The organism is Shewanella sp. NKUCC01_JLK (assembly GCF_019345615.1).
GTDB classification, from domain to species: Bacteria; Pseudomonadota; Gammaproteobacteria; order Enterobacterales; family Shewanellaceae; genus Shewanella; species Shewanella oncorhynchi.
Genome location: NZ_JAHKRD010000009.1, coordinates 96,818 through 121,419 on the forward strand (window position 1 = coordinate 96,818; position 24,602 = coordinate 121,419).

At 47.0% G+C, this 24,602-nt stretch carries 17 protein-coding genes; 15 read left to right on the forward strand and 2 right to left on the reverse strand.

Annotation, left to right across the window (positions count from 1 at the left end; genetic code table 11):
- Positions 1-318: 318 nt before the first annotated feature.
- The 14 genes from KO537_RS11330 to KO537_RS11395 all read left to right on the forward strand — a co-directional run bounded on the left by KO537_RS11330 (position 319) and on the right by KO537_RS11395 (position 19,677).
- On the forward strand, positions 319-1,368 hold the full coding sequence (locus KO537_RS11330; RefSeq protein WP_105251284.1) for a rod shape-determining protein: 1,050 nt from the start codon (positions 319-321) through the stop codon (positions 1,366-1,368).
- A 44-nt stretch (positions 1,369-1,412) separates the two neighbouring features.
- Positions 1,413-2,417 (forward strand): rod shape-determining protein MreC, encoded by a 1,005-nt coding sequence (mreC, locus tag KO537_RS11335; RefSeq protein ID WP_173247163.1) that lies wholly within the window; start codon positions 1,413-1,415, stop codon positions 2,415-2,417.
- The gene (gene mreD, locus KO537_RS11340; RefSeq protein ID WP_105251286.1) at positions 2,417-2,905 is read left to right on the forward strand and encodes a rod shape-determining protein MreD; all 489 of its coding nucleotides are present in this window, start codon (positions 2,417-2,419) and stop codon (positions 2,903-2,905) included. Before mreC ends, mreD begins: the two co-directional genes overlap by 1 nt.
- A gap of 2 nt (positions 2,906-2,907) precedes the next feature.
- A complete protein-coding gene (locus tag KO537_RS11345) occupies positions 2,908-3,513 on the forward strand; it encodes a Maf family protein (RefSeq protein ID WP_173247158.1) in 606 nt (201 codons plus the stop codon).
- Positions 3,514-3,731: 218 nt separating this feature from the next.
- The gene (gene rng / locus KO537_RS11350) at positions 3,732-5,198 is read left to right on the forward strand and encodes a ribonuclease G (protein WP_168825804.1); all 1,467 of its coding nucleotides are present in this window, start codon (positions 3,732-3,734) and stop codon (positions 5,196-5,198) included.
- Positions 5,198-9,544: a YhdP family protein gene (locus KO537_RS11355; protein ID WP_219234504.1), complete on the forward strand. Its 4,347-nt coding sequence runs from the start codon at positions 5,198-5,200 to the stop codon at positions 9,542-9,544. Before rng ends, KO537_RS11355 begins: the two co-directional genes overlap by 1 nt.
- Positions 9,468-10,298, forward strand: coding sequence for a carbon-nitrogen hydrolase family protein (locus tag KO537_RS11360; protein WP_173247154.1), 831 nt, complete (start codon positions 9,468-9,470; stop codon positions 10,296-10,298). Before KO537_RS11355 ends, KO537_RS11360 begins: the two co-directional genes overlap by 77 nt.
- Before the next feature lie 133 nt (positions 10,299-10,431).
- Complete coding sequence (gene tldD, locus KO537_RS11365; protein WP_113940074.1) at positions 10,432-11,880, forward strand: metalloprotease TldD; 1,449 nt, start codon at positions 10,432-10,434, stop codon at positions 11,878-11,880.
- A 94-nt stretch (positions 11,881-11,974) separates the two neighbouring features.
- Positions 11,975-13,357 carry a TolC family protein gene (locus KO537_RS11370; protein ID WP_173247152.1) on the forward strand — a complete coding sequence of 461 codons (1,383 nt, stop codon included), beginning with the start codon at positions 11,975-11,977 and terminating at the stop codon, positions 13,355-13,357.
- The gene (locus KO537_RS11375; protein ID WP_173247150.1) at positions 13,347-14,321 is read left to right on the forward strand and encodes an efflux RND transporter periplasmic adaptor subunit; all 975 of its coding nucleotides are present in this window, start codon (positions 13,347-13,349) and stop codon (positions 14,319-14,321) included. The genes KO537_RS11370 and KO537_RS11375 overlap by 11 nt, the downstream gene beginning before the upstream one ends.
- 80 nt (positions 14,322-14,401) lie before the next feature.
- Positions 14,402-15,619, forward strand: a complete 1,218-nt coding sequence (locus KO537_RS11380) for an ABC transporter permease (protein ID WP_173248704.1) — start codon at positions 14,402-14,404, stop codon at positions 15,617-15,619.
- A gap of 1 nt (position 15,620) precedes the next feature.
- Positions 15,621-16,811, forward strand: a complete 1,191-nt coding sequence (locus KO537_RS11385) for an ABC transporter permease (RefSeq protein ID WP_219234505.1) — start codon at positions 15,621-15,623, stop codon at positions 16,809-16,811.
- A gap of 222 nt (positions 16,812-17,033) precedes the next feature.
- Entirely contained in the window at positions 17,034-17,921 is an 888-nt protein-coding gene (locus KO537_RS11390) for an ion transporter (protein ID WP_219234506.1), read from the forward strand.
- Positions 17,922-18,345: 424 nt separating this feature from the next.
- Positions 18,346-19,677, forward strand: coding sequence for an APC family permease (locus KO537_RS11395; protein ID WP_219234507.1), 1,332 nt, complete (start codon positions 18,346-18,348; stop codon positions 19,675-19,677).
- Positions 19,678-19,832: 155 nt separating this feature from the next.
- On the opposite strand, the gene KO537_RS11400 is transcribed toward KO537_RS11395, so the two are convergent.
- Both KO537_RS11400 and yjgA read right to left on the reverse strand, forming a co-directional pair.
- The gene (locus KO537_RS11400) at positions 19,833-22,343 is read right to left on the reverse strand and encodes an Ig-like domain-containing protein (RefSeq protein WP_219234508.1); all 2,511 of its coding nucleotides are present in this window, start codon (positions 22,341-22,343) and stop codon (positions 19,833-19,835) included.
- A 29-nt stretch (positions 22,344-22,372) separates the two neighbouring features.
- A complete protein-coding gene (yjgA, locus tag KO537_RS11405; RefSeq protein WP_105251298.1) occupies positions 22,373-22,909 on the reverse strand; it encodes a ribosome biogenesis factor YjgA in 537 nt (178 codons plus the stop codon).
- 162 nt (positions 22,910-23,071) lie between these two features.
- On the opposite strand from yjgA, the gene pmbA reads away from it, so the two are divergent.
- The gene (gene pmbA, locus KO537_RS11410) at positions 23,072-24,415 is read left to right on the forward strand and encodes a metalloprotease PmbA (RefSeq protein WP_105251299.1); all 1,344 of its coding nucleotides are present in this window, start codon (positions 23,072-23,074) and stop codon (positions 24,413-24,415) included.
- The last annotated feature ends 187 nt before the right edge of the window (positions 24,416-24,602 follow it).

Genomic DNA, 24,602 nt, shown 5'->3' on the forward strand with positions numbered 1-24,602 from the left:
ATTGAACTCAGGCTTTCCCTTGAAATGGGCTGCCATTTCACTTATTGGAAGTCGACGAAAACGCTTGTAACAGATTCTAAATGCAATGCCTTAGTTTTATATTTGTTGCTGAATTGTATGTTCACTCGTTTTTTGTTGCTGATATTTTCGTCAATAAACAGTATTTTCCGCTTAAATACTGTTTTTTACGTGGCGATTTGAAAAAAAATCACTTCATTAGCGATTGTTAACCTCCTCGGTCTTGTGGAATCAGGGTGGCATTGATAAAGTTAGCTGATTTTTCTTTTCTTCTGACTCCACAGAATACAGGCTAGTTACATGTTTAAGAAGCTACGCGGCATTTTTTCTAATGATCTATCGATCGATTTGGGTACAGCTAACACATTAATTTATGTTCGTGGCGAAGGCATAGTCCTCAATGAGCCTTCTGTTGTTGCTATACGTGGTGAGCGTAGTGGCTCCGGTCAGAAATCTGTTGCCGCGGTCGGCACAGAAGCTAAACAAATGCTAGGCAGAACGCCTGGCAATATCCAAGCTATCCGCCCAATGAAGGACGGTGTTATTGCAGATTTTTATGTGACGGAGAAAATGTTGCAGCACTTTATTAAACAAGTGCACAACAATAGTTTTTTTCGTCCAAGTCCACGCGTGCTTGTGTGTGTGCCCGTTGGTGCTACTCAAGTAGAACGCCGTGCTATTCGTGAATCAGCCATGGGCGCTGGTGCTCGCGAAGTGTATTTAATTGAAGAACCAATGGCAGCTGCGATTGGTGCGGGTTTACCGGTATCTGAAGCGACCGGCTCTATGGTGGTGGATATCGGTGGTGGTACCACTGAAGTCGCGATTATTTCACTTAATGGTGTAGTGTATTCGTCTTCGGTACGTATCGGCGGTGATAAGTTTGATGATGCGATCATCAACTATGTCCGCCGTAATTACGGGAGTTTGATTGGTGAAGCCACGGCTGAGCGTATCAAGCACACTATCGGCACTGCTTATCCTGGCGATGAAGTGCTCGAGATCGAAGTCCGCGGCCGTAATTTGGCAGAAGGTGTACCTCGTAGCTTTACACTGAACAGCAATGAAATTTTAGAAGCCTTACAAGAGCCATTATCTGGCATCGTAAGTGCTGTGATGGTGGCGTTAGAACAATCTCCACCAGAATTAGCTTCAGATATTTCTGAGCGCGGTATGGTGTTAACTGGCGGCGGCGCTTTATTGCGTGATTTAGACCGTTTATTAATGCAAGAAACCGGAATTCCTGTAATGGTGGCGGACGATCCATTGACCTGCGTAGCACGTGGCGGTGGTAAAGCCCTCGAAATGATTGATATGCACGGCGGCGATCTGTTCTCCGAAGAAACCTAATTTAACTTCGGTATGGGGCGGTTAATCACCGCCTTAGCTTTCCTATGAAGCCAATTTTTGTTCGTGGTATTTCAAACCAATTCCGTCTGACACTGGCAATTATTTTGTCGGTGGCTTTGCTCGTGGCTAATCATCGCCTCGATCCTGTACGGCAATCGTTATCCTCTTTTTTTAGTCCATTGCAGTATTTAGCGAGCGTGCCCGGTGTTGCGCTTGACTGGTCGTCTGAAAGTTTTGCCACCCGCAATATGTTAGCGTTGCAGAATAAAGAGCTGCTCAGGCAGCAACTGCTGATGAGTGAACGCTTACAGCGTTTCGAACACTTACGCCAAGAAAATGAACGTTTACGCGCACTGTTGGGCTCACCAGCCTACCTTGATTCGCGCAAAATGGTGGCTGAAGTATTGGAGGTTGCTAGCGATCCTTTCCATCACTATGCGGTGTTAAACCATGGTTCACGCAGTGGTGTATTTGTTGGGCAGCCTGTGGTCGACGCCCAAGGGGTTGTTGGCCAAGTGGTACAAGTCAGTGAAATGACCAGTAGGGTGTTATTGCTCTCCGATGTATCACACGGATTACCTGTGCGTATCACCCGTAATGATGTGCGCCTTGTTGCCAATGGTACGGGTGAGCTAGATGAAATAGAGCTGCGCCATGTGGCCAAGAGTACCGATATTCGTGTCGGCGATTTACTGGTCACCTCAGGTTTAGGGAATCGTTTCCCGGAAGGTTATCCGGTCGCGCGGGTAATGGAAGTGTTGACTGAAGATGGTCAAAGTTACGCTCGAGTTACCGCCCAGCCTTTAGCGGCGTTAGATCGTATTCGTTATTTATTGTTGATTTGGCCATCCCCCGATTCTGGTGTGACTTTACCGAGTCAGCCTACCGTGCCTGCTGCGGATCATTCATCGAGCGATAATGTACCAAAAGCAGATAGCGCTGTTCCTGCTGGCGGAAGTGTCACGCCAGCAGAGGCTTCTAAACCTGTGACCGCGCCTGCGACCAAACCGTCAACGGAAACCACTCCTCCTGTGGCTGAGGTGCATTAATGAGTTTTCAGGCCGCCAATGGGCGCTTTATTGTTTGGGTGACATTATTTATCGGCGTGATCAGCCAGATCATGCCTTTACCAAGTGCTGTTGATGCTTGGCGTCCAGACTGGCTATTAATGATTGTTCTCTATTGGTCTATCGCATTACCCCACAGATACAACATCTTAACCGCATGGGTTTTAGGCCTAGTATTAGATATTTTATTGGGAGCCACCTTAGGTGTGCGCTCTTTAGCCATGTCTTTGGTTATTTATATTGCTATCTTGCATTGCCAGCGTTTGCGAAACTTCCCTCAATGGCAACAGTCGTTAGTGATCATGCTACTGATTTGTATTTATCACTTAGTGATTTACTGGGTGGAATTTGTTATGCAAGAGGCTGTTTTCAAAACGGATCTATTTTTACCTGCGATTTCAGGATTAGTGATCTGGCCTTGGATATTTTGGATTTTACGTCGGGTTCGACGTCATTATAAGGTTCGTTAACTGTGGATTTAGTTTTAGCTTCAACTTCGCCACGTCGCAAAGAATTATTGGCACAGATTGGATTCGGTCGTCCTGAGTTTAGTTTCACGCAAGTGGCACCGGATATTGATGAAACTGTGCAACAGGGCGAAGCGCCAAGGGATTATGTACGACGTTTAGCTGCTGAAAAAGCCCAAGCTGGACTGGCATTATGCGCAGATATGTCACAGCCTGCTGTATTAGGTTCTGATACTATCGTAGTGCTTGAAAATCAAATATTAGGTAAACCGCTGGATGTGGCCGATGCTAAGCAAACGCTCAGTAAACTGTCTGGCCGAACGCATACTGTGATGACGGCTGTGGCACTGACCTACAAAGCAGGCGAGTCTGACTCAACCTTAAAAACTTCAGTGCGCTTAGTCGAAACACAAGTGCGTTTTTGCGCTTTATCGGCAGCTGACATTGAGGCTTATGTGGCTTCAAAAGAGCCCATGGATAAGGCGGGCAGTTATGGCATTCAAGGGCTCGGCGGGTGTTTTGTGGCTGCAATTGAAGGCAGTTATTCTGGCGTTGTAGGTTTACCTCTGGTTGAAACGCGTGAGTTGTTAGCCGAAGTTGGCTTTATTTAACTGCTGCTGGTTGCTTATATTGCGATTTTGGCTTGAGGTTAGAATGAACCTTATTGGCGTTTAGGGCTCTGAATCGAGTACTCCAATGACGTTGACCTTGTTCCTTTATTCGGTTTTCATGCTTAGAGAGTTTGTAACTTCGATTAATTAATCTAGTTTCCCGAATGGGGTGAGTCGTGAATACCAGTCGCTTAAATCCAAATAAAATACAGCGCAAGATGGGTTCAGAATTACTGATCAACGTAACTCCATCTGAGGCGCGCGTTGCTTTAGTTGAGCATGGTGTGCTGCAAGAAGTCCATATTGAACGCCGGATGAAACGGGGTTTAGTGGGGAATATTTACAAAGGTAAAATCAGCCGTGTGTTACCCGGTATGCAAGCCGCCTTTGTCGATATTGGCTTAGATAAAGCGGCTTTTTTACATGCGTCCGACATAGTACCGCACACTGAGTGTGTCGCCGATGTTGAGAAAGGCCATTTCGTTGTTCGTGATATCGCCGAGTTAGTCCGTCAAGGGCAAGACATTATGGTGCAAGTGGTTAAAGATCCGCTGGGCACCAAGGGCGCACGCCTAACGACCGATATCACGCTGCCTTCCCGTTATTTAGTCTTTATGCCAGGTTCTAGCCATGTTGGTGTTTCCCAGCGTATTGAACTAGAAGAAGAACGCAGTCGCCTCAAACAAATTACTTTGCCCTATGTTGATGATGACGGTGGTTTTATTATCCGCACCGCCGCCGAAGGCGTAGGGGAAGATGAGTTATCCCAAGATGCGGCATTTTTACGCCGAGTTTGGTCAAAGGTGAGTGAGCGACGTAAACGCAGTGGTGTGTCGCTCCTGTATCAAGATTTAGCCTTACCTGTGCGCATTGTGCGTGATTTTGTCGGTACTGAGCTGGACCGTATTCAAGTGGATTCTCGCCGCACTTTTGCCGAGTTGCAGTCTTTTGCGCAGGAGTTTATGCCAGAGATTGCCGATAAGATTGAGCATTATTCAGGACCTGCGCCTATTTTTGATCTCTACGATGTGGAGAACGAAATTCAACGTGCACTCGGCCGTAAAGTCGAGCTCAAGTCTGGTGGCTATTTGATCATAGATCAAACCGAAGCCATGACGACTGTGGATATCAATACCGGCGCCTTTGTGGGGCACAGGAATCTTGAAGAAACCATTTTTAATACCAACCTCGAAGCGACCCAAGCGATAGCGAGGCAGTTACGTCTGCGTAATCTCGGCGGCATCATTATTATCGATTTTATCGACATGATGACGGCGGATCATAAGGCTCGTGTTCTTAGTAGCTTAACCAGCGCTTTGTCTAAGGATAGGGTGAAAACCAATGTGAGTGGTTTTTCGGGGTTAGGTCTAGTCGAAATGACCCGTAAGCGTACCCGAGAAAGTTTAGAGCATGTCGTCTGCGGCGAATGTCCGGCCTGCCATGGCACGGGGAGCATGAAGACAGTCGAGACGGTTTCCTATGAGGTCTTTCGCGAAATAATCCGTTTAAACCGTGCCTACGATGCTGATGAGTTCCTGTTGTATTGTTCGCCTGCCGTGTATCAAAGTCTGCATACCGATGATAATCATCTTATTGCTGAACTTGAGGTTTACATAGGTAAGCGCATCCGTTTGCAAAATGAGCCTATGTACTCACAGCACAAATACGATGTGGTGATGATGTAGTGGCTACGCTTTTTACTGCAAAAAAATTTAGCCGTTTTTGTTGGCAATTTCTGGCGCTTATTTTGGTCTTGTTTGCGCTTGCCGTCAGTTTGATCCGTGGCTTATTACCGCAGGTTGATGAAGTTCGCCAGCAACTGGTTAATTACGTAAAAAGCGAATATAAAGTCGATGTGCAAGTGGGGGAGTTATCCGCCCATTGGCAGGCATTTGGCCCTGCAATTAACATCGATGACTTAGTGATCCCGCCACAGGAACAACTGCCTGTGACCTTGATGATCAAGAACGTACAAGTGAAGTTAGATTTTTGGCAATCGCTGCTCACACTCACCCCGCGAATCGAAGATGTCAATTTTGAGGGTGTCCATGTCGCTTTAGACATGGATAAGCTTACTGAAAACGATCCCGCCACAATTAATAAAGCCCCGCAACTCGATTGGCTTTATGCCCTGTTACTCAAACAACTCGATAGATTCTCCTTAACCAATGCCACTGTGCAATTGCTGAGCATGCACCAAGAGTTTCGCCCGATCCATATCCGTCATTTGAACTGGCGCAATCATGGTGAACGTCACCGCGGTGCGGGAGAGTTGTATCTTGATAGTCATGCCTCTGAGCATGAATCTCTCGGATTACAGTTAGATATCAAGGGCGATGGTGCAAATCCCGACAGTTTGACTGGGCAGATTTATTTGGCGGCTAACTCTTTGGATTTAGGTGAATGGGCTTCACGTCAGCCTAATCCCTATGATTCTACTCAAAAGTTACCCTTAGAAGGGGTTGTCAATCTTAAGGCTTGGCTTACGTTTGCCGACCGCAGCATCAGTTCTGCTATGGTTCATTTTGAGCCGAGCTGGCTGCAATGGACATTAAAGCAAGAGCCGCAGAGATTTGAAATTCAAGCGGGCGATATTGTTTGGCAGCCAAAGGCGACAGGTTGGGAAGTGCAAAGTTCAGGACTGGATTTTGTCACCAATGGTGAGCATTGGCCGGCGTTAACGCTGGCCGCGAAGCGTCAAAACGATGAATTATTTGCCTATGTGAATCAAGTTAATACTCAGAGTCTATTGCCGCTGCTGCCGCTATTTCCTGGAGTCGATAGAGCCGTATTACGTCAATGGCATGCGTTAGCTCCCGAGGCTAGTATTGGACCAATCCGCCTGTATCAAAAAGCCGACCAGCCTTTGCTCGCCAGTACCGAAGTGAAGCAGTTGCATTGGCAGAAGGTCGAGGGTATTCCCAATACTCATCCAATAGATGCAAGCCTGCGCTGGCAAGATAAGACGCTGTATTTCTCTCTACCTGAACAAGTGTACACCCTCGATTTTGGTGATGAATTTTCGGCGCCATTAGTGTTCAATGGGGCGCCAATTAATGGTCAATTCGATACTGAACATCTGAGTTTAAATGTGCCTCAGTTGCAGTTTGAAAACGAAGATATCGGCGTTGATGCGGCATTGAATTTGGACTTTAGCGGTGCTGCACACATGGCGCTGGCGGCCAATGTTCGTATCAACAATGTGGCCAATGCCGACAAGTATTTCCCTAATAAGGCGATGGGTGAATCACTGGCCGAGTATTTGGATACTGGGCTTAAAGCGGGTCAGACCCAAGATGCGCAAGTTGTTTGGCGTGGTCCGTTAAGTGGTTTTCCCTTCGATGATAATAGCGGCGTATTTCAGGCAGCATTTACCTTAACAGATGCTAAATTTCAGTTTCAACCCGACTGGCCTGCGGTAACAGATCTGTCCCTTAACGCTTTGTTTGAAAATACCCGCATGGATCTTTGGTTAAACCAAGGCAAGCTGATGAATGTGGATGCCACAGGTGCCCATGTATTTATTCCCGCCATTGGTGAACAGACGCTGCTGAGGATTGAAGCCGAACTTGCTACTCAAGGCAGTGCGGCGACTAAGGTGTTACAAGCCTCACCTTTGGCGAGCTCAGTAGGCAAAACCTTAGATGTCGTGCAAGTGCAAGGTGCTGTTACTGGCACTTTAGACATCAGCATTCCACTGTATGAAGGTGAAGCTGAAGATATTCGTGGTCAAATCCGTTTTGATAATACACCGGTATATATTGCTCAGCCAGGGCTTCAACTTCATGGCGTGACTGGTGTAGTCGACTTTGCGAATGAGGTTGTGACAGGAAAAGGCATTAAAGCGCGCTTGTTCGAACAACCGCTCAGTTTAACTTTCGACACTCAGCCTAAAGGTAAAGATTTTGGCCTTAATCTTTCGCTGAAAAGTCGTTGGGAGCTCAGCCGTCTCCCCGATGAATTGCACAATCCCTTGAGTGATTTTTATCAGGGAAAAATCAGTTGGGACGGTGCTATGACTATGCTATTTACTGAGCAAGGTTATCAAATCCAAGCCAAAGTAACTTCGGATATGCTGGGGACGCAACTGTTACTCCCAGGATACTTTGCTAAACCCGAAAATGAACCACGACCTTTAGTCGCTGAGTTTGTTGGCGATCAAGATGATGCGACGCTCGATGTCAAACTTGCCAGTCATGCCGAGTTTATCGGTGGTTTCGATGCCGATAAAGGCGCAAATTTTAGTTATTTTGACTTGTTATTGGGGCGTTTATTTGGTGAGGATGAAGCCAGAAATACGAAACAAGGTCATATTCAAATCGATCTCGGTAAGGCCAAATTAGCCGAATGGTTACCTGTGATTAATGCCTTTGTTGGTCAAGAGAAAATACCGAAAATGGGCATTTTAGTTGATGATATTCCACATAAAAGTTTATTTCCCGCGGTGGCGAGTATCGATTCTCATATCGGTCGGCTCGATCTTTTAGGGCAAGAACTGACGGAGCTTAGGCTTAATGCTAAGCCTAACGAGACGGGATGGCGTTTTAATACCGTTGCCAACGAATTTGACGGTTGGATCGATTTCTATCCAAATTGGAAAACTCAAGGTCTCAAAGTTGTGGCGAATAAATTCTATTTTTCACCTGAGTTAAAGCCGAACACGGATGCCGATTTTGCCAGTGATCAAGTGCTCACTAACTTGCCGCCAGTTGCAGTGAATGTGGAAGATTTTCGTTTCTTCGATAAATCCTTTGGAAAGCTCGTTTTGCAGGCGAGCCCACAAGCGGCAGGATATAAAATTCAAACATTGTCTTTGACTACGCCCAATGTCAATTTGCAGGGCAGTGGCATTTGGCAGCAACAGGCTGGACAGAATAAAACTGATCTCAGTGTTGAGTTAAATGCCACTCAGTTTAGTTATCTGTCTGCTCAATTGGGTATAGAGCCTGGCGTTAATGAAGCCCCCTTGAAGGTTAATGCGGACTTATCTTGGCAAGGTGCTCCCTATGCCTTCTCCCTCGAAACCTTAAATGGCAAGGTGAAATTCAACTTAGGCAAAGGCCACTTATCTCAGGTGAGTGACAAGGGCGCGCGGATTTTCTCCCTGTTCAGTTTAGATTCTCTGGTGCGTAAACTGTCGCTGGATTTCACCGATGTCTTCGGTCAGGGCATGTATTTCAACTCTTTCAATGGCAATCTGCAGATTGATAATGGCGTGGTGAAAACCACAGACACTGAAATGGATGCCATCGCGGGTAATATGAAGGTGCGTGGCTATACGGATCTCACCACTGAAAGTTTGAATTACGATATCCGCTTTGTGCCACAATTGGCCTCAAGTGTGCCGACTGTCGTATTGCTCAGTACCAGCGCGTGGACACTGGGTCTGGGGGCCTTTGCCCTGACAAAAGTGCTTGAGCCTGTGATTGAAGTGATTTCAGAAATTCGTTTTCGGGTGACTGGGACTATGGCTGAGCCCGTGGTCGAAGAGTTAGAGCGAAAGAGTAAAGAGATTGAAATTCCAGAATCTATTTTACCTGTGGTTGGCGTTGAGCGCCCAGCGGTGCCGACCGAAGCCGCGAGTCATAACGCCGATATCACTCAGCCGGTAGAGACTAAATCGACCGAGGCTCAATTAACAGGAGCTAAGCCAACTGAAACTAAGTTAACTGAAGCTCAGTCAACTGAAGTCAAACCAAGCAACGCTAAATCTGAGCCACAGCTTCAAGCAACACAACCAGAAGTGCTCGAGCCACAAGACGTTAAGCCTGAAGAGGCCAGATCTGAAGAATCAAAGTCAGAAGAGCTAAAGCCAGCAACAGATCAAATTAAAGCGCTCGATTTAAAGCGGGAGCAACCTCAAGCGACGCCTTCGCCTGAAGCGCCAAACACGCCTGCCACACCAGAGAATCAGCCAGCAGTAGAACCGATTAAGCAAATTCAGGGAGAGCTGAATGCACATCAGCCTGTTGCAATGTCAGAGCAGTCGCGACGTCAGCGCCAATCTGCAGTTTATCGAATCGCAGCTTAACGAACTCAAACGGGATGCCGATGCGCCCCACTTAGTCGTGTTACCCGAATGTAGTTTATTGTTTGGTGGCCACGAAAGTCAGCAACTTGCCTATGCGGGTGATGTCCATCAGAGTCCGCTCAAATTGGCGTTAAGTGAACTGGCCGCCAAGTATCGGGTGTTTATGGTCGCGGGGACTATTCCGGCGTTGGCTGAGGATGGTCGTGTCTATAGTCGCAGTTATCTGTTTGATGATAAAGGTGATACTTTAGGGCATTACGATAAACTGCACCTTTTTGATGTGGATGTTGCCGATGGTACAAAACAATATCGCGAGAGCGAAACCTTCTGCCCCGGTGATCACATTAGCGTTATCGATACACCTTTTGGCAAAATTGGCTTAACCATCTGTTATGATTTACGCTTTCCCGACTTGTTTAGGGCGATGCGTCTTGCGGGTGCCGAGATTATTACTGTCCCTTCTGCCTTCACCAAGGTGACGGGGGAATCCCATTGGCAAGTATTGCTACAGGCCAGAGCGATTGAAACCCAATGCGTTATTCTTGCTGCAGCTCAGTGGGGACAGCATAACGAAGGCAGCCGTGAAACTTGGGGGCAGAGCATGATAGTCGGTCCTTGGGGGAATATTTTGGCTGAACTCAAAACCGGTACAGGTTGGGTACAGGCTGAGGTCGACTTAACCGAACTGCACAGTATTCGCAGTAAAATGCCCGTCATGCAGCATAATCGTTTCCTTGAACCAAGCTTGAAATAATGTGCCAGTAGCCAGCAGACGAGTTGAAATGCTGAATTTGCGCTTGAGTCGATACGCAGCATTAACACATAGAATTAGTACACCGAATTTACACTCAGAATATCAAGATCCCTTGGGGTCAAAGAGAGCATAGATGCCATTTTTAGCACAAGTAGAGCAAAGTTTATTGAAGAATGGGTTAGCGTTAGATGGCCTGCAAACCTATCTAAACACCATACATCAGCACAAAATCGATTATTCCGATCTCTATTTTCAAGGTAGTCGCCACGAATCTTGGGTGCTGGAAGACGGCATCATCAAAGACGGTAGTTTCCATATTGAACGCGGTGTGGGCGTGCGGGCCATCAGCGGTGAAAAAACCGGTTTCGCCTATGCCGACGACATCACTCCTGCCGCCTTAAGCGCTGCAGTACAGGCTGCCCGTGGCATTGCTAGTGCGGGTGAGCAGACTCAAGTACAAGCCTTTAAACGTCAAAAAGCATTGGCGTTATACGACAGCTTAGATCCGATTGCGGCGATGGAAGAAGTCAAAAAAATCAACCTGCTGAAAGAAGCCGATGCTTTTATTCGCAGTCTAGATAGCCGGATTATTCAAGTGGTGGTTAGCCTTGCTGGTGTGCACGAAGAAATCCTCGTTGCTGCGAGTGATGGCACTCTTGCGGCCGATATCCGTCCTCTGGTGCGTTTTAACTGTAGCGTGATTTTGGAAGAAAACGGTAAACGTGAACGTGGCGGCGCTGGTGGTGGTGGTCGTCATGACTACGGTGTTTTAATGGCAAGCGATGACACAGGTTTACCTATGTGTTTCGCCTTTGCCCGCGAAGCCGTGCGTCAAGCGCAGGTCAATCTAAATGCCATCGATGCGCCAGCGGGTGAAATGCCAGTGGTGTTAGGTAATGGTTGGCCCGGCGTATTGCTGCATGAAGCGGTTGGACATGGTTTAGAAGGCGACTTTAACCGTAAGGGCAGCAGTGCCTTTAGCGGCAAAGTCGGCCAGCAGGTTGCGTCTAAGTTAGTGACTGTGGTCGACGATGGCACCTTGCCTAATCGTCGTGGTTCACTGAGTATCGACGATGAAGGTGTACAAACCCAAAGAACCGTATTGATTGAAGACGGTATTTTAAAGGGTTACATCCAAGACAAACTCAATGCTCGCTTAATGGGTGTTGCGCCAACGGGTAACGGTCGCCGCGAATCCTACGCACATTTGCCTATGCCACGTATGACCAATACTTATATGACGGCCGGTGAGTCAGATCCCAGTGAGATTATTAAGTCAGTGAAGAAGGGAATTTACGCCCCTAACTTTGGCGGTGGTCAAGTCGATATCACTTCGGGTAAGTTTGTGTTCTCAGCATCCGAAGCCTATTTGATCGAAAATGGTGAAGTGACTCAAGCCATTAAAGGCGCTACTTTAATCGGTAATGGCCCTGAGGCTATGAGCCAGATTTCTATGGTCGGTAACGATATGGCTTTAGATCAAGGAGTGGGCGTTTGTGGTAAAGATGGTCAAAGTGTGCCTGTGGGTGTGGGTCAACCGACCCTAAAACTCGATAAGCTCACCGTGGGCGGAACAGCATAAAACCTAGAACCTTACGCTTATGGGTTCTAGTCGCTACCCACCATGAATGTTATCATTCGCAAAGGAAATTAGAGTAACTACTCTAGAGGTGTTAATGAAACTATCACGTGTAGTATGGCTGTGCCTATTATCATTGCCTTCGGCTGGCTATGCTCAGCCGATTAGCTTTACTGATGCTTGGCAGCAAGTGCTGAAGGTGAGCGACAAGTTGCAAGCACAATCGCAGGAAGTTAACCGCGCTAAGGGGGAACAAGAGGCGGGCGAGAGCTTAAATTTGCCCTCATTAGACATTCGCGGTAACTATATTCATTTGGATAAACCGATTGAGTTTGATCTGAAAGAATTAAATTCTGTGATTTCTATCCCGCCATCGCTTGGCGGCATTATTGCGGGTATTCCGCCGCTGCCCTTAAGTGAACAAGATATTTTTAGCGCCAGCTTACAGGCAATGTGGCCGATTTATACGGGCGGACAGATCACTGCGGCTCAAGGTATACACGCGGCTATGGTGGCCGAGAAGCAACAAGAATTACAATTGGCTACTCGTGATTTATTTACCCTGCTGGTGGATAGATATTACGCTGTCGATGTGACGTTGGCATTGGTGAATACTCAGACTGATCTGGTTGGCTCGTTAACTAAGCATGTTGATCATGCTTTAGCACTAGAGCGCGAAGGGCAAATTGCTAAGGTTGAGCGCCTCAATGCTCAGGTCGCCCTAGACAATGCTAAAGTCAATTTAGGCAGTGCTCGTCGGCAACACGAAATGGCAGTGATCGCGCTGGCACGTATGCTACAGCAAAGTCAGGTGAGCACAAATTCTCCCTTATTTGTACTGCCACAGGCTCCTTCATTCGCTCAACTCAGCCAAATTACCCTGAGCCAACATCCGGCGCTCAAATTGCTCGAAGCGAAAGAAACGCAAGCGAACGGTTTAATAGCGTTGGAAAAAGGTAAATACCATCCAACGGTTTTCCTCTTCGGTAACTACACCTTGTATGAAGAGGACACACTCTTGACGAGCATCACACCTGACTGGATGGTTGGGGTTGGGGTCAATGTACCACTGATCAGCCGCGATGGCCGTAGCGGTAAGGTCGAAGCGGCGAAAAGTGCACTCTTACAAGCTCGTTATACCAAGGCACAAACTAAACAAGACTTGAGCCTGCTGGTGGATCAAAGCTATCGCCAATTATTACAGGCCGAGGAAGAAGTGACGGCGCTCGATACTTCGCTCGAACTTGCTATTGAAAACCTGCGTCTTAGGGAAATCGCCTTTAATCAAGGGCTTTCAACCTCTATCGACAGAGTCGATGCGGAGCTGAAACTGAGCGCAGTGAAAACTCAGCAATTGGCTGCCCGTTATCGTTATGTGCAAGCCTATGCCAGATTAATGGCCATCAGTGGTCAATTAGATGAATTTATCGGTCGTACCACAGCCCCTACCCAAGTGCAGGAGACAAACAATGCGCGCTAACAGAATACTTGCCCTTGTGGCGTTGGTCGCATTAGGCCTTATCTTAGCCTATGGACTCAAGCTCGCTTATAGCCCGCAGCCGAGTTTGTTGCAGGGCCAGATTGAAGCCCGTGAGTACAATGTTTCGTCCAAGGTGCCAGGCAGAGTCGAGCAAGTGCTCGTGCGCCGCGGTGATAGTGTGGCCCAAGGGGATTTATTATTTGCGATCCGCAGTCCTGAGCTAGATGCAAAGTTAATGCAGGCCGAAGGTGGCCGTGATGCCGCTAAGGCGATGCAGCTAGAAGCCAACAACGGTGCTCGCAGTCAAGAAGTGATGGCAGCCAAGGAGCAATGGCTCAAGGCGCAGGCGGCGGCAACGCTCGCTAAAACCACTTATACCCGAGTCGAAAATTTATTTAACGAAGGTGTGGCGGCAAGACAAAAACGCGATGAAGCCTTTACCCAATGGCAAGCTGCAAAATACACAGAACAAGCGGCCTTAGCCATGTACCAAATGGCCGAGGAAGGTGCGCGGGCGGAAACCAAAGTGGCTGCGGCAGGTAATGCCCGTAAGGCTGAAGGTGCAGTGAAAGAAGTTAGCGCCATTATGGAAGATAGCCAAATGCGCGCACCTAAATCGGGTGAGATCAGCGACGTGCTGTTACAGGCGGGTGAATTGGCTCCCAGTGGTTTTCCGATTGTTAGTTTGATTGATATGCAGGATGCTTGGGCCGTGTTCCAAGTGCGAGAAGACCAACTTAAACGTTTCAAAAAAGGTCAAACAATTCAATTAACGATTCCGGCACTCGGGCAGGATGTGGATTTTACTGTGTCCCATATCAGTGTGATGGGTGAGTTTGCCACTTGGCGTTCGACCGAAAGTGGCCATGATTTTGATATGCGAACCTTTGAAGTGGAATTGCGTCCAAACCAGCCGATTACCGATCTGCGTGTCGGCATGTCTGTGCTGCTGCGTAGTGAGTAAAAGTCGTGACTGAACGTACGCCTCACGCCAACGCGGCGGACAAGATTAAGGGCGAATCACAGCCATCGAGCATAAGCTTTATGGCGTTGCTCACAGCGTTAGTTCGCCGTGAGCTGCGTGCCCTATGGCATGACCCTTGGCAGTTAGCGCTGATAAGTTATATTCCACTACTGGGGATTTTATGCTTATGGTGGTTGTTCAGTGCAGGTCTGCCAAGGCAACTGCCCGTGGCGATTGTCGACCAAGATCATAGTCAATTGAGCCGCATGTTGACTCGTCAGCTTAAGGCAAATCCAGTTACCGATCCGCAAAGTTTTACCGACTTATCCTCGGCGATAAGCGCGATGCAACAGGCGAAAGTCTACGCTATTGTGGTTTTTCCCTATGATATGAAAAAGGATTTACTTACAGGCCATAAACCTACAATTGATGTGCGCTACAACAGTCAATTTTTGCTGGTGGGTAAGTTACTTTCAAGCCAAATTCAGCTGAGTTTAGGCGACGGATTACAGCAAGTGGCGGGTTTAAAGCAGCTCGCAAATGGTACACCGAAATCCCAAGTCACAGTGAATTTAAGCCCAGTCAAAAGCCAAACAACAGCCCTGTTTAACCGAAATAACAATTACATAGGTTTCTTAGTACCGCCAGTGCTGATTGCGCTGTGGCAGTTGTTATCTATGTTAGTGATGGCAAACAGCTTAAATCGAGAGCTGCATTTAGCGCCTACCACTCAGGCCGATGGCATGTCGAATCTCTTAACTGAACATTTTTGGCCTAAGGTGTGGGCGAAAATGGTGCTGTTTACGCCGATATTGATGCTGCAGGGCGGCTTTATTTTAGCTTGGCTGTATTTGTATCTTGCTCTGCCGATGGCGGGGAGTTTAGCCCTATTATTGCTCGCGCAATTAGTCATGTTATTGGCAGTCTGGAGCTTAGTGTTATTAATATTTGTAGTGATGCGTGACAGTGCGCGGGTTATCAGCTTTTGTACCGCTTTATTTGCGCCAGCGTTTGCCTTTATGGGCATTACTTTTCCGACTCACGAAATGCCGCAATTAGCCCAGTGGTGGCGACTTATCATGCCATCGAGCCATTATATTGAGTCCCATGTTAGTATCGTGAGTTATGGCGCCACTTGGCCAAGTGTAGCGAGCCAAATCACCAGCTATTGGGGCTTTATCTGTCTGATACCTTTGATATATTTCCTGTCGCGTAAATTACTGCCTATCACAGTTAACACCAATGCTTCAGTGACGGTTTATGACTCGGACGCAGCTATATCTGCGAAGGGGCAATAGGATGAATTTATCCAATAGCGAACACGCAAACACACCACGTCAGCTCAGTCTGTGGCGACTGATCCTCACTGAATTTAAGGCCATTATTAGCGATAAAGCGATTGCTGTGACTTTATTTGGCGGTGTACTGTTTTATTCGGTTTTGTATCCTTTGCCCTATCTGAATCAAGTGCCGACCGAGCAACAACTGATCGTGGTGGACTTAGACCATTCTTCCCTAAGCCGTCAATTGATCCGTCATGCCGATGCCAGCGCAAAAATTCAAGTCATAGGTCAAGTCGGTTCGATTACCGAGGCGAAGCGTTTTATTGAGACGCGTAAGGCCCACGGCTTACTCGTGATCCCAGAAGGATTCCGCCGCGATTTATTGCTTGGTAAAGGTGTGACGCTAAGCTATGGCGGTGATGCTAGTTACTTTTTGATTTATTCCGCGGTTGTTGAAGGCTTAGTTAGCGCTGGAATGGATGCGGGAAAACAAGTGCAATTGATTGGCATGCTTGCTCAAGGACAAAATCCTAAGCAGGCCCAAGAGAGTTTAAACTCGCTTCATCTTAACAGTGTACCTGCCTTTAACCAGAGCCTAGGTTATACGCCCTATGTGGTACCTGGACTGTTCTTGCTGATTTTGCACCAAACCTTACTCATAGGTACTGGCATTTTAGGGGCTGGGCAATGGCGGCATAAAGGGTATTGGCAGCAGGTGTCACCGGTGCAATTAGTCTGTGGTCGTATTCTTGCTTTCATGTTGATTTATATCTTCTTTACCAGCTTTTATGTGGGCTATTGTTATCACTGGTATAACGTGAGTATTCAAGCGAGCCTTGGTTTAGTTGCGCTGTGGTTATTGCCGTTTTTACTGGCTACCGCCGCCGCAGGTATTGCCATGAGCACCTTGTTCACCCGCCGCGATTTACCCACCCAAGTGCTACTGCTGATCTCTATGCCTATTCTATTCGTGTCAGGTTTTGTGTGGCCGATAGCACTGATCCCAGAACCTTTAGTACTCGGCTCACAGTTTATTCCCGCGGTACCCGCGATTATGGGCATGCTAGAACTCAATCAAATGGGCGCAAGTTGGGCGAGTGTGATGCCAAAATGGCTGCAACTCTGGGGCTTATTTGCGGTATTTTTCGGCCTAGCGATGTTGGGGATTAAGCGAAGAACGAAGTTGTTGCTGATTGGTACCCATTAGTTTTTAGCGATCCCTTAGATTTATATTTATTGGCGAGTGTTAATCGTTTACTGAGGACGTAATGACGTTTTACCCACCCCCTCATAAAAGTTGCTGTTCATATTATCCAAATCTTGCTCAATCCACTGCATTTAACCCTGTTGTTATTTAACCCACCGTAAAAACTGGGCATCTGAAAGCGCACTCGCTACAATCGCCGCAATTGTGATTATAGGAGTCGACATGAGTACATCTTTACTTAACGTACCAACGGGTTTGCAGGCACGAGTGATTAGCTTGGTTGAGCAAAACTGGTTTGGTCATTTTATTTTGACATTGATTTTAATCAACGCGGTGCAGTTAGGTATGGAAACCTCAGCCAGCCTGATGGCGCAATACGGTACTTTGTTGATGAGTCTTGATAAGGTGCTGCTGAGTGTATTTGTCGTGGAGTTATTGCTGCGGATTTATGCTTATAGGGGGAAATTTTTTAAAGACCCTTGGAGTGTGTTCGATTTTACCGTGATAGTGATTGCACTGATCCCTGCATCTGGGCCTCTGGCTGTACTGCGTTCGCTACGGGTGTTGCGGGTGCTGAGAGTGTTAACAATTGTGCCATCAATGAAACGGGTCGTGTCAGCTCTGTTGGGATCACTTCCAGGATTGGCATCGATCGCCACGGTATTACTGTTGATTTATTATGTGTTTGCGGTGATCGCCACCAAAATCTTTGGGGGTACGTTTCCGGAATGGTTTGGCACCATTGCTGATTCGTTTTATACCCTATTTCAAATAATGACGCTTGAAAGCTGGTCTATGGGAATTTCGCGGCCAGTGATGGAAGTTTACCCTTATGCTTGGGTATTTTTCGTGCCATTTATTCTGGTGGCTACTTTCACTATGCTAAATTTGTTTATTGCGATTATCGTCAATACCATGCAAACCTTCAGTGACGAAGAGCATGCATTAGAGCGTGAGCAGGACAAACAAGTCTTGGAGCAGGAACAAAGACAAATGCACGAGGAGTTGAAAGCCATCAGACTCGAGCTGCAACAATTACAAACCTTGCTGCGCAGTGCTGCTGGTGATTCTTCTAATGTATCGACAAAGGGAGATATTGGTTCTGATTAAAGCAGATTGAGGATCGTGAGCTGATATCAAGTCTTGTACTTGGATTCTGTCGTTTTTCACTAAGCCATCACAGATTGCGGATCACTTAATATTTTTATTGGGTTGTCTTCTTATTGGTTTTGGGGGAGAATGCGCGCCGAAAAAATAACCGAGATACTCAGTATCTCGGTTATTTTTTATTTATGACGTATGTGTTTTAAAACAATTGAGGCCGGTAAACATCCGGAAATGATATGAGGTTCAGTTGAACCTATTTTACTGAGGAAAGACCAATGGGGCTGTTGTGTACCGGATTGTCGGTAGTTGTTGTAAATCAAGTTGTTGCATTAGCCATTAAACCTAGAGTGCAGACGGTTAGCCGCAAGCAAAAACTAATTGCAGATGCGTGCTTAGGTGTTCAACCCTGTACAATGGGGGTGTGCTGATGAGCCAACAAAATCCGGGTTTGAAGCAGACCCTCAACTTATGGCAAGTGGTGGTGATGGGGCTTGCCTATCTCACGCCGATGGCCGTTTTTGACACCTTTGGTATTGTTTCCGAGATCACCTCTGGCCATGTGGCTACGTCTTATCTATTCGCATTGGCGGGGATTTTATTTACCGCGTTTAGTTACGGTCATTTGGTACGTAAATATCCCTATGCGGGTTCAGCCTACACTTATGCTCAAAAAACCTTTAGCCCGAATGTTGGTTTTATGGTGGGTTGGTCATCGCTGCTGGACTATATGTTTATGCCAATGATCAATATGTTGCTCGCAAAAATCTATTTAACCGCCATGTTTCCCAGCGTCGAACCTTGGATCTTTATTTTCGCTCTTGTGACCATAATGACCTTGCTTAATCTCAAGGGGATTGATCTCGTCGCGAACTTTAATGGGGTGATAGTGTTTGCACAGATCGCCATTATTGTGGTGTTCATTGGTCTAATGGCCTATAGCATTTCCCTCGGTGAAGGCGAAGGTGTCGTCGCGAGTGTGCGACCATTTTATGCCGATAATATGGCGATGGCGCCATTATTTACAGGGGCGACGATTCTGTGTTTCTCCTTCCTCGGCTTTGACGGGTTAAGTTCACTGACTGAAGAAACTAAAGATGCTCAACGTGTTATCCCTCGCGCGATTGTGTTGACGGCTTTGCTCGGTGGCGTGATTTTTGTTGGCGTGTCTTATTTTTTGCAGCTCTATTTCCCCGATATTTCCCGCTTTCAACAGCTTGATGCGGTATTGCCTGAAATTGCACTCTATGTGGGTGGTAATCTATTCCAGTCCATCGTATTAGTGGCGACCACTGTTGCCGTATTGGCATCCGGTATGGCTGCCCATGCTGGGGTTGCACGGATTTTATATGTGATGGGGCGGGATAATATGTTGCCACGCAAAGGGTTTGCTTATATCCATCCTAGATGGCGAACCCCTGCATTTAATGTCTTGTTGGTGGGGGCGCTTGCGCTATCTGCCGTCTCATTTGATTTAGAAATGGCGCTAGCTTTAGTGAATTTTGGTGCTTTAGTGGCGTTCACCTTCGTGAATTTATCCGTGATTGTGCAGTTTTACCTAAGGGATCGACGTAATAAATCTTTTAGAGACCACTTACAATACTTAGTATTACCCCTGTGTGGCGCCGGCACTATTGGCGTGCTTTGGGTGAACTTAGAGCCACAATCATTAGAGTTGGGGCTTATATGGGCGGCTGTGGGAGCATTGTATTTGGCTTTACGTAGTTTCCGGTTACGCCGCGCAGTAGAGCTACAAAATTAAGAGCTATAAAATTAGTGAGAGTCATGGCTCATAGATGCACAGCTATAACTAAAGATGTGTAGTAGATCTAAGGGCCGTGGGTTGTCATCCTCTAATAAAATCCTCCAATAAAAAGACCCGCATTCGCGGGTCTTTTTAGTTTGCTTAATCACGTTTTAAAGCGATGGCACTGTGAAACCTAAGTTATCAGTGACCACATTTTTAGGGGTCGTGACTTTCACCGATACGCTGGTGTTGGCCGATGCCGTAAATTTCAGTGGTGAACCTAGACTGCCTTTCGCATACACAGTATTGGGAACCTCGAAGGTTTTAGGCGTTCCAGCACAATCCACGCAAAGTTCGATACTTGTCTGAGCTGGCATGATTTGATTCGCACTGTCGTGGACAAATACTACAAACTCAGAACTAGCACCAACGGCCACAGGCTTGATGTCATTCACACTCGGCAATAACACACCGTCTTGCATCACACTGATATAAGCCTGTGAGCCTGACATGCTCATTACTAAGGCTTTGCGGATATAGGTTTTATTGGCTTGGCCTTTGCCGCAGAGTGCGCTTTCGCATTGTGGACCGTTAAATTTACCATCGGCAAAACTATATTCTTTTGCTTGAGTATTCCAAAATGGTTCGGCTGAATTCCTAATGCCATCTTCATTGTCATCCCTAAACGCATCACCTAGATCACTAAAACCACTAGGAAGATAGGCTTCGATGTCCATACCATTGCCTGTGCATTTTTTCACAACGCCTGAATTCGTTAAACAAGCCAAGTCAGGCACAGGCGTGCCATTGATGTCTTTACTAACATCAGCATCATCAAAGATGTTATTGCCATTGGTATCGAAGAAGGTTTCGTGACCTAAGGCATAAGCGAGAATCGTGATGCGGTGATCGGGTACTCGTGCAGTTTGTGAAGTCCAAACAACGCTACATGTCCCATTTTTAGTTAAACATGATGTTGGGATCTGGCCACCTTCTGTCGTGAAGTTGACAGCAGTATCATCGGGCGCTGGATTACCAAAACTATCGGAGGCTCGTATGGTGATCGTTGCAGTTTCACCATTAAAGTCACCTGCTTCTGGATTGAATACTGTCGTTGATAGACTAAATCCAAGCTGTTGCGGCAAGCCAGTATTGACGGTCAGTTGCTCTGATTGGCTAGTGATAACTTCTTTAGTATCAGTATCAACTGCAGTAGCGACTACGCGCACTGGCGTGGGTACTGTACCGGATAATACGCGCACACTGGCGATACCTTGGGAGTTAGTCAGGCTTTGCGCATTCGCAGTGCCATTGGCAAAACTTAAACCACCGACAACCGTATCTAAGGTAAAGCTGACATTCTGTTGCGCTGCGGGTTGGCCATTGGCGCTGGTGACTTTGAAGCTGACTAAAGAGGATTCGCTTGAACCTGTGCCGCCCGCACCTTTGATGCGAATTTGTGCAGGCTCTGCCGACTCAAAACTTAAGCTGGCAAGCGTTTGACGTTGCAGAGTAAATGGGAAATTCGCCGTTAACGTCTGATTGCCAGCTACGGTTGTAGCGATGATTTGGTCGCTACGTTCACTGTTGCCACTGCAACTTGTGTCTTGGAAGGTCGAGCTCGCATTACCCGATAAGGTTGTAACTGGGGTATCGAGTGTGGCGCTATTGTTTGTGGTGCAATCTGAGCTAAAGCTGATGGATGAGGGTGTTTGTACTCGCGTAACCGTGCCGTCATTGGCCTCTAATACTAAACTTGCACTTACACCAAAACTACCGCCTGCGCTGATTTTATATTTGCCATTGGCATCGGCGGTTAAGGTGCTAGCCAGTTTACCTTCGGTAAAGTCAGCGCCATTGAATGAGCCGAGTTTCAGCGTGCCTTCTTGATTGACGGCATCTTTACTCAAGACTTCATACAAACTGCTGGTTTGCAGCGATTGACCTTGATAGTCCACAGTGACTGTTAAGGCATTTGCCCCTAATTCAGTTGCACTTGGCGTATAGGGCACCTGCGCAATACCTTGAGTGTTGGTCAACGCACTGGTTGGATTGAGCGCCGCTGAACCAGCAGTAAAGGTGACTTTAGCGCCTTCGATACCTTTGCTTTCGCTATCGAGCAATATGGCTTGTAATTGCACCGACTCATCGACTTTAAAGCGAGTGACTAAGGCTGAGCTGTTTAAAATACTGGCGCTGAGTTTGGGTGCAGCAGGAGAAGTACCATCGCTAGCACTTAAAAACTCAAAATTGCGGGTAGCTGTTAGCGCCGTTGTGGAATCATTTGGGGTTGTCGTTGCAGTAATTATCCCTGCATTGACAAGTAAATCAGGATTACTAACGATAATAATGGCTTCACCGTTATTGTCTGTTAGTTTGCTATTAGGTGTTAATACACCAAGGTCTGTCGTAAAGTCTACTTTCTGATTGCTCACTGTAGCTGAGCCTTTCTTTAACTTCGCGACTGCGCAAAAGCCTGTGTTTTTAGGGAAACTTTGGAGTGAAGTAACACTGCCGCATTCAGAACCCGATAAGGTTTTAAAGTCGATAGACAGTTTATAGATACCGTCAGTGGCATCTGTGCCACCGTTATCTTCGTCCGCAGGGCCGTTACAGGCCCCGAGTCCAAATAGTCCAATAAAAAGCAAAGCTAGGCTACATAACGTTTTGCTAAGTCGCATAAGCAACATCCTTGTGGGGCTGAAGTTAATTAGTCTTGGATTTCGCTGCGTAGATATTTAAACAGCTCTTTAGATGATTTTGATTCAGGGCCTTTGGCCAGTTCTTTGGTGGCTTGACGCACCAAAGTACGCAGTTTTTGTCTGTCTAATTGCGGATAATGCTCGACGACAGTTTGAATCTCATCATCACCTTGGGTGAGTAAGCGTTCACGCATTTTTTCGAACATCTGCAACTTCGCGGTCTCGTTGTTGTTTTTATTCAACACGATAGCGAGTGAAGCCTTGATAGGCTCAATATCAAAATTACGCATCAATTTGCCGATATACTGCATGTGACGACGATACGCCTCAGTATTGACCTTGATTTTACGTGTTTGCAGGATAGCGTCGTACAAAAACTCATCCAGCTCGATTTTATCTAGCTGAGTCTTGCTCAGTGAAACAAGCTCCATACCGACTTTTTGCACGGCTTCGCTATCACGCTTGTCCGTTGTTTTGCTGCTGACATAATCTTCATCTATGTCGTAGGGCTGTTTAAAATGTTCTGAATCACCAACAATCTTCATATAGATAAAACCTCAAGTAAATAACTGGCTAATAATAACATCTCCAGCCAAAAATCGCCTAGGTGAATGTGCCTTAGCCCATAGTCCGGCACTAATAATTAATGTGAATGGGTTTTGTGTTTGTTATGCTACGGCAATTGCCGACAACGAAAGAGTAGCTTTGTGTCTTTGAACAGAATCGATAGTGAATTAGGCGCGCTGAAAGATGCGGTGGCCGTGGCGCTGGAATATGCCAACAAATTAGGAACGAACGCTGCCGAAGTGGCGATCAGTAAACAACAAGGTTTGTCGGTTTCTACCCGTTTAAAAGAAGTTGAAACCGTTGAATTTAATAAAGATGGTGCCTTAGGGATTACGGTTTACCGCGATGGTTGCAAGGGCAGTTCATCGACGTCGGATTTAAGTCCAGAGGCCATTGCCCTCGCGGTGAAAGCGGCCGACGATATCGCCCGTTATACTTCTCCCGATCCATTCAGTGGCCTTGCCGATAAAGCCTTGATGGCAAATCAGATCCGCGATCTTCAACTGTATTATCCACAAGATATTTCCCCCGATGAGTTAGCGCAACTGGCAATCCGCGCCGAAACTGCGGCGCTCGATGCCGATCCACGTATCAATAATTCCGACGGCGCCAGTGCCAATGCTCACACCGCGGTTAAAGTGTATGGCAACAGCCACGGTTTCTTAAACGGTTATTGCAGCTCGCGTTATAGCTTGAGTTGCAGCGTGATTGGTGAAGATAGCGAAGGCAATATGCAACGGGATTACGATTACACTATCGCCCGTAAATTCAGCGAGATGCTTGCACCTGAAACGGTAGGTTTAAAGACCGCCGAGAAGACAGTAAGCCGCCTCGGTGCGCGCAAGATCGCGACGACGCGTTTACCCATTTTATTAGCGCCAGATATCGCCACAGGGTTAATCGGCCACTTTATCGGAGCGATCAGCGGTGGCAGTTTATACCGTAAATCCAGTTTCTTATTGGATTCGATCAACACCCAAATCTTCCCCGATTGGTTCAATATCGAAGAGCAGCCGCATTTACTGGGCGCACTGGCGAGCGCGAACTATGACAGTGAAGGCGTGGCGACCCAAGACAGACGCATTATTGACCGCGGCATGTTAGAAACCTATTTGCTGACCAGTTACTCGGCGCGCAAGTTAGGCTTAACCAACACGGGCCATGCGGGCGGTATTTATAACTGGACGCTTGGCCACACAGGCCAAACCTTCGACGAATTGGTGAAAGACATGGGCACAGGTTTGATTGTGACCGAAGTCATGGGCCAAGGCGTGAACATGGTAACGGGCGATTATTCCCGTGGTGCGGCGGGTTTCTACGTTGAAAACGGTGAGATCCAATATCCAGTGGAAGAGATCACTATCGCGGGTAACTTAAAAGAGATGTTCCGTGGCGTGCAAGCCGTGAGTAAGGATTTTGATTTGCGCTCATCGATTCGTACCGGCGGTATCTTGTTATCTGAAATGAAGATTGCGGGTAACTAATCCATAGTGTCACTCGTTCAGCCGTGCTGCATAGTGCGCTTAAGTCGTCTCAGTGCTTTAGTGCTAGTATTTTAGTCTTGGTAGCATGAATGTGGTTTGAGCATAAAAAAGGGCAAGCGATTAATCACTTAATCTGCTTGCCCTTTTTGTTTAACGTTCGGATTAGATCTGTTCGACCTAAAAAGCC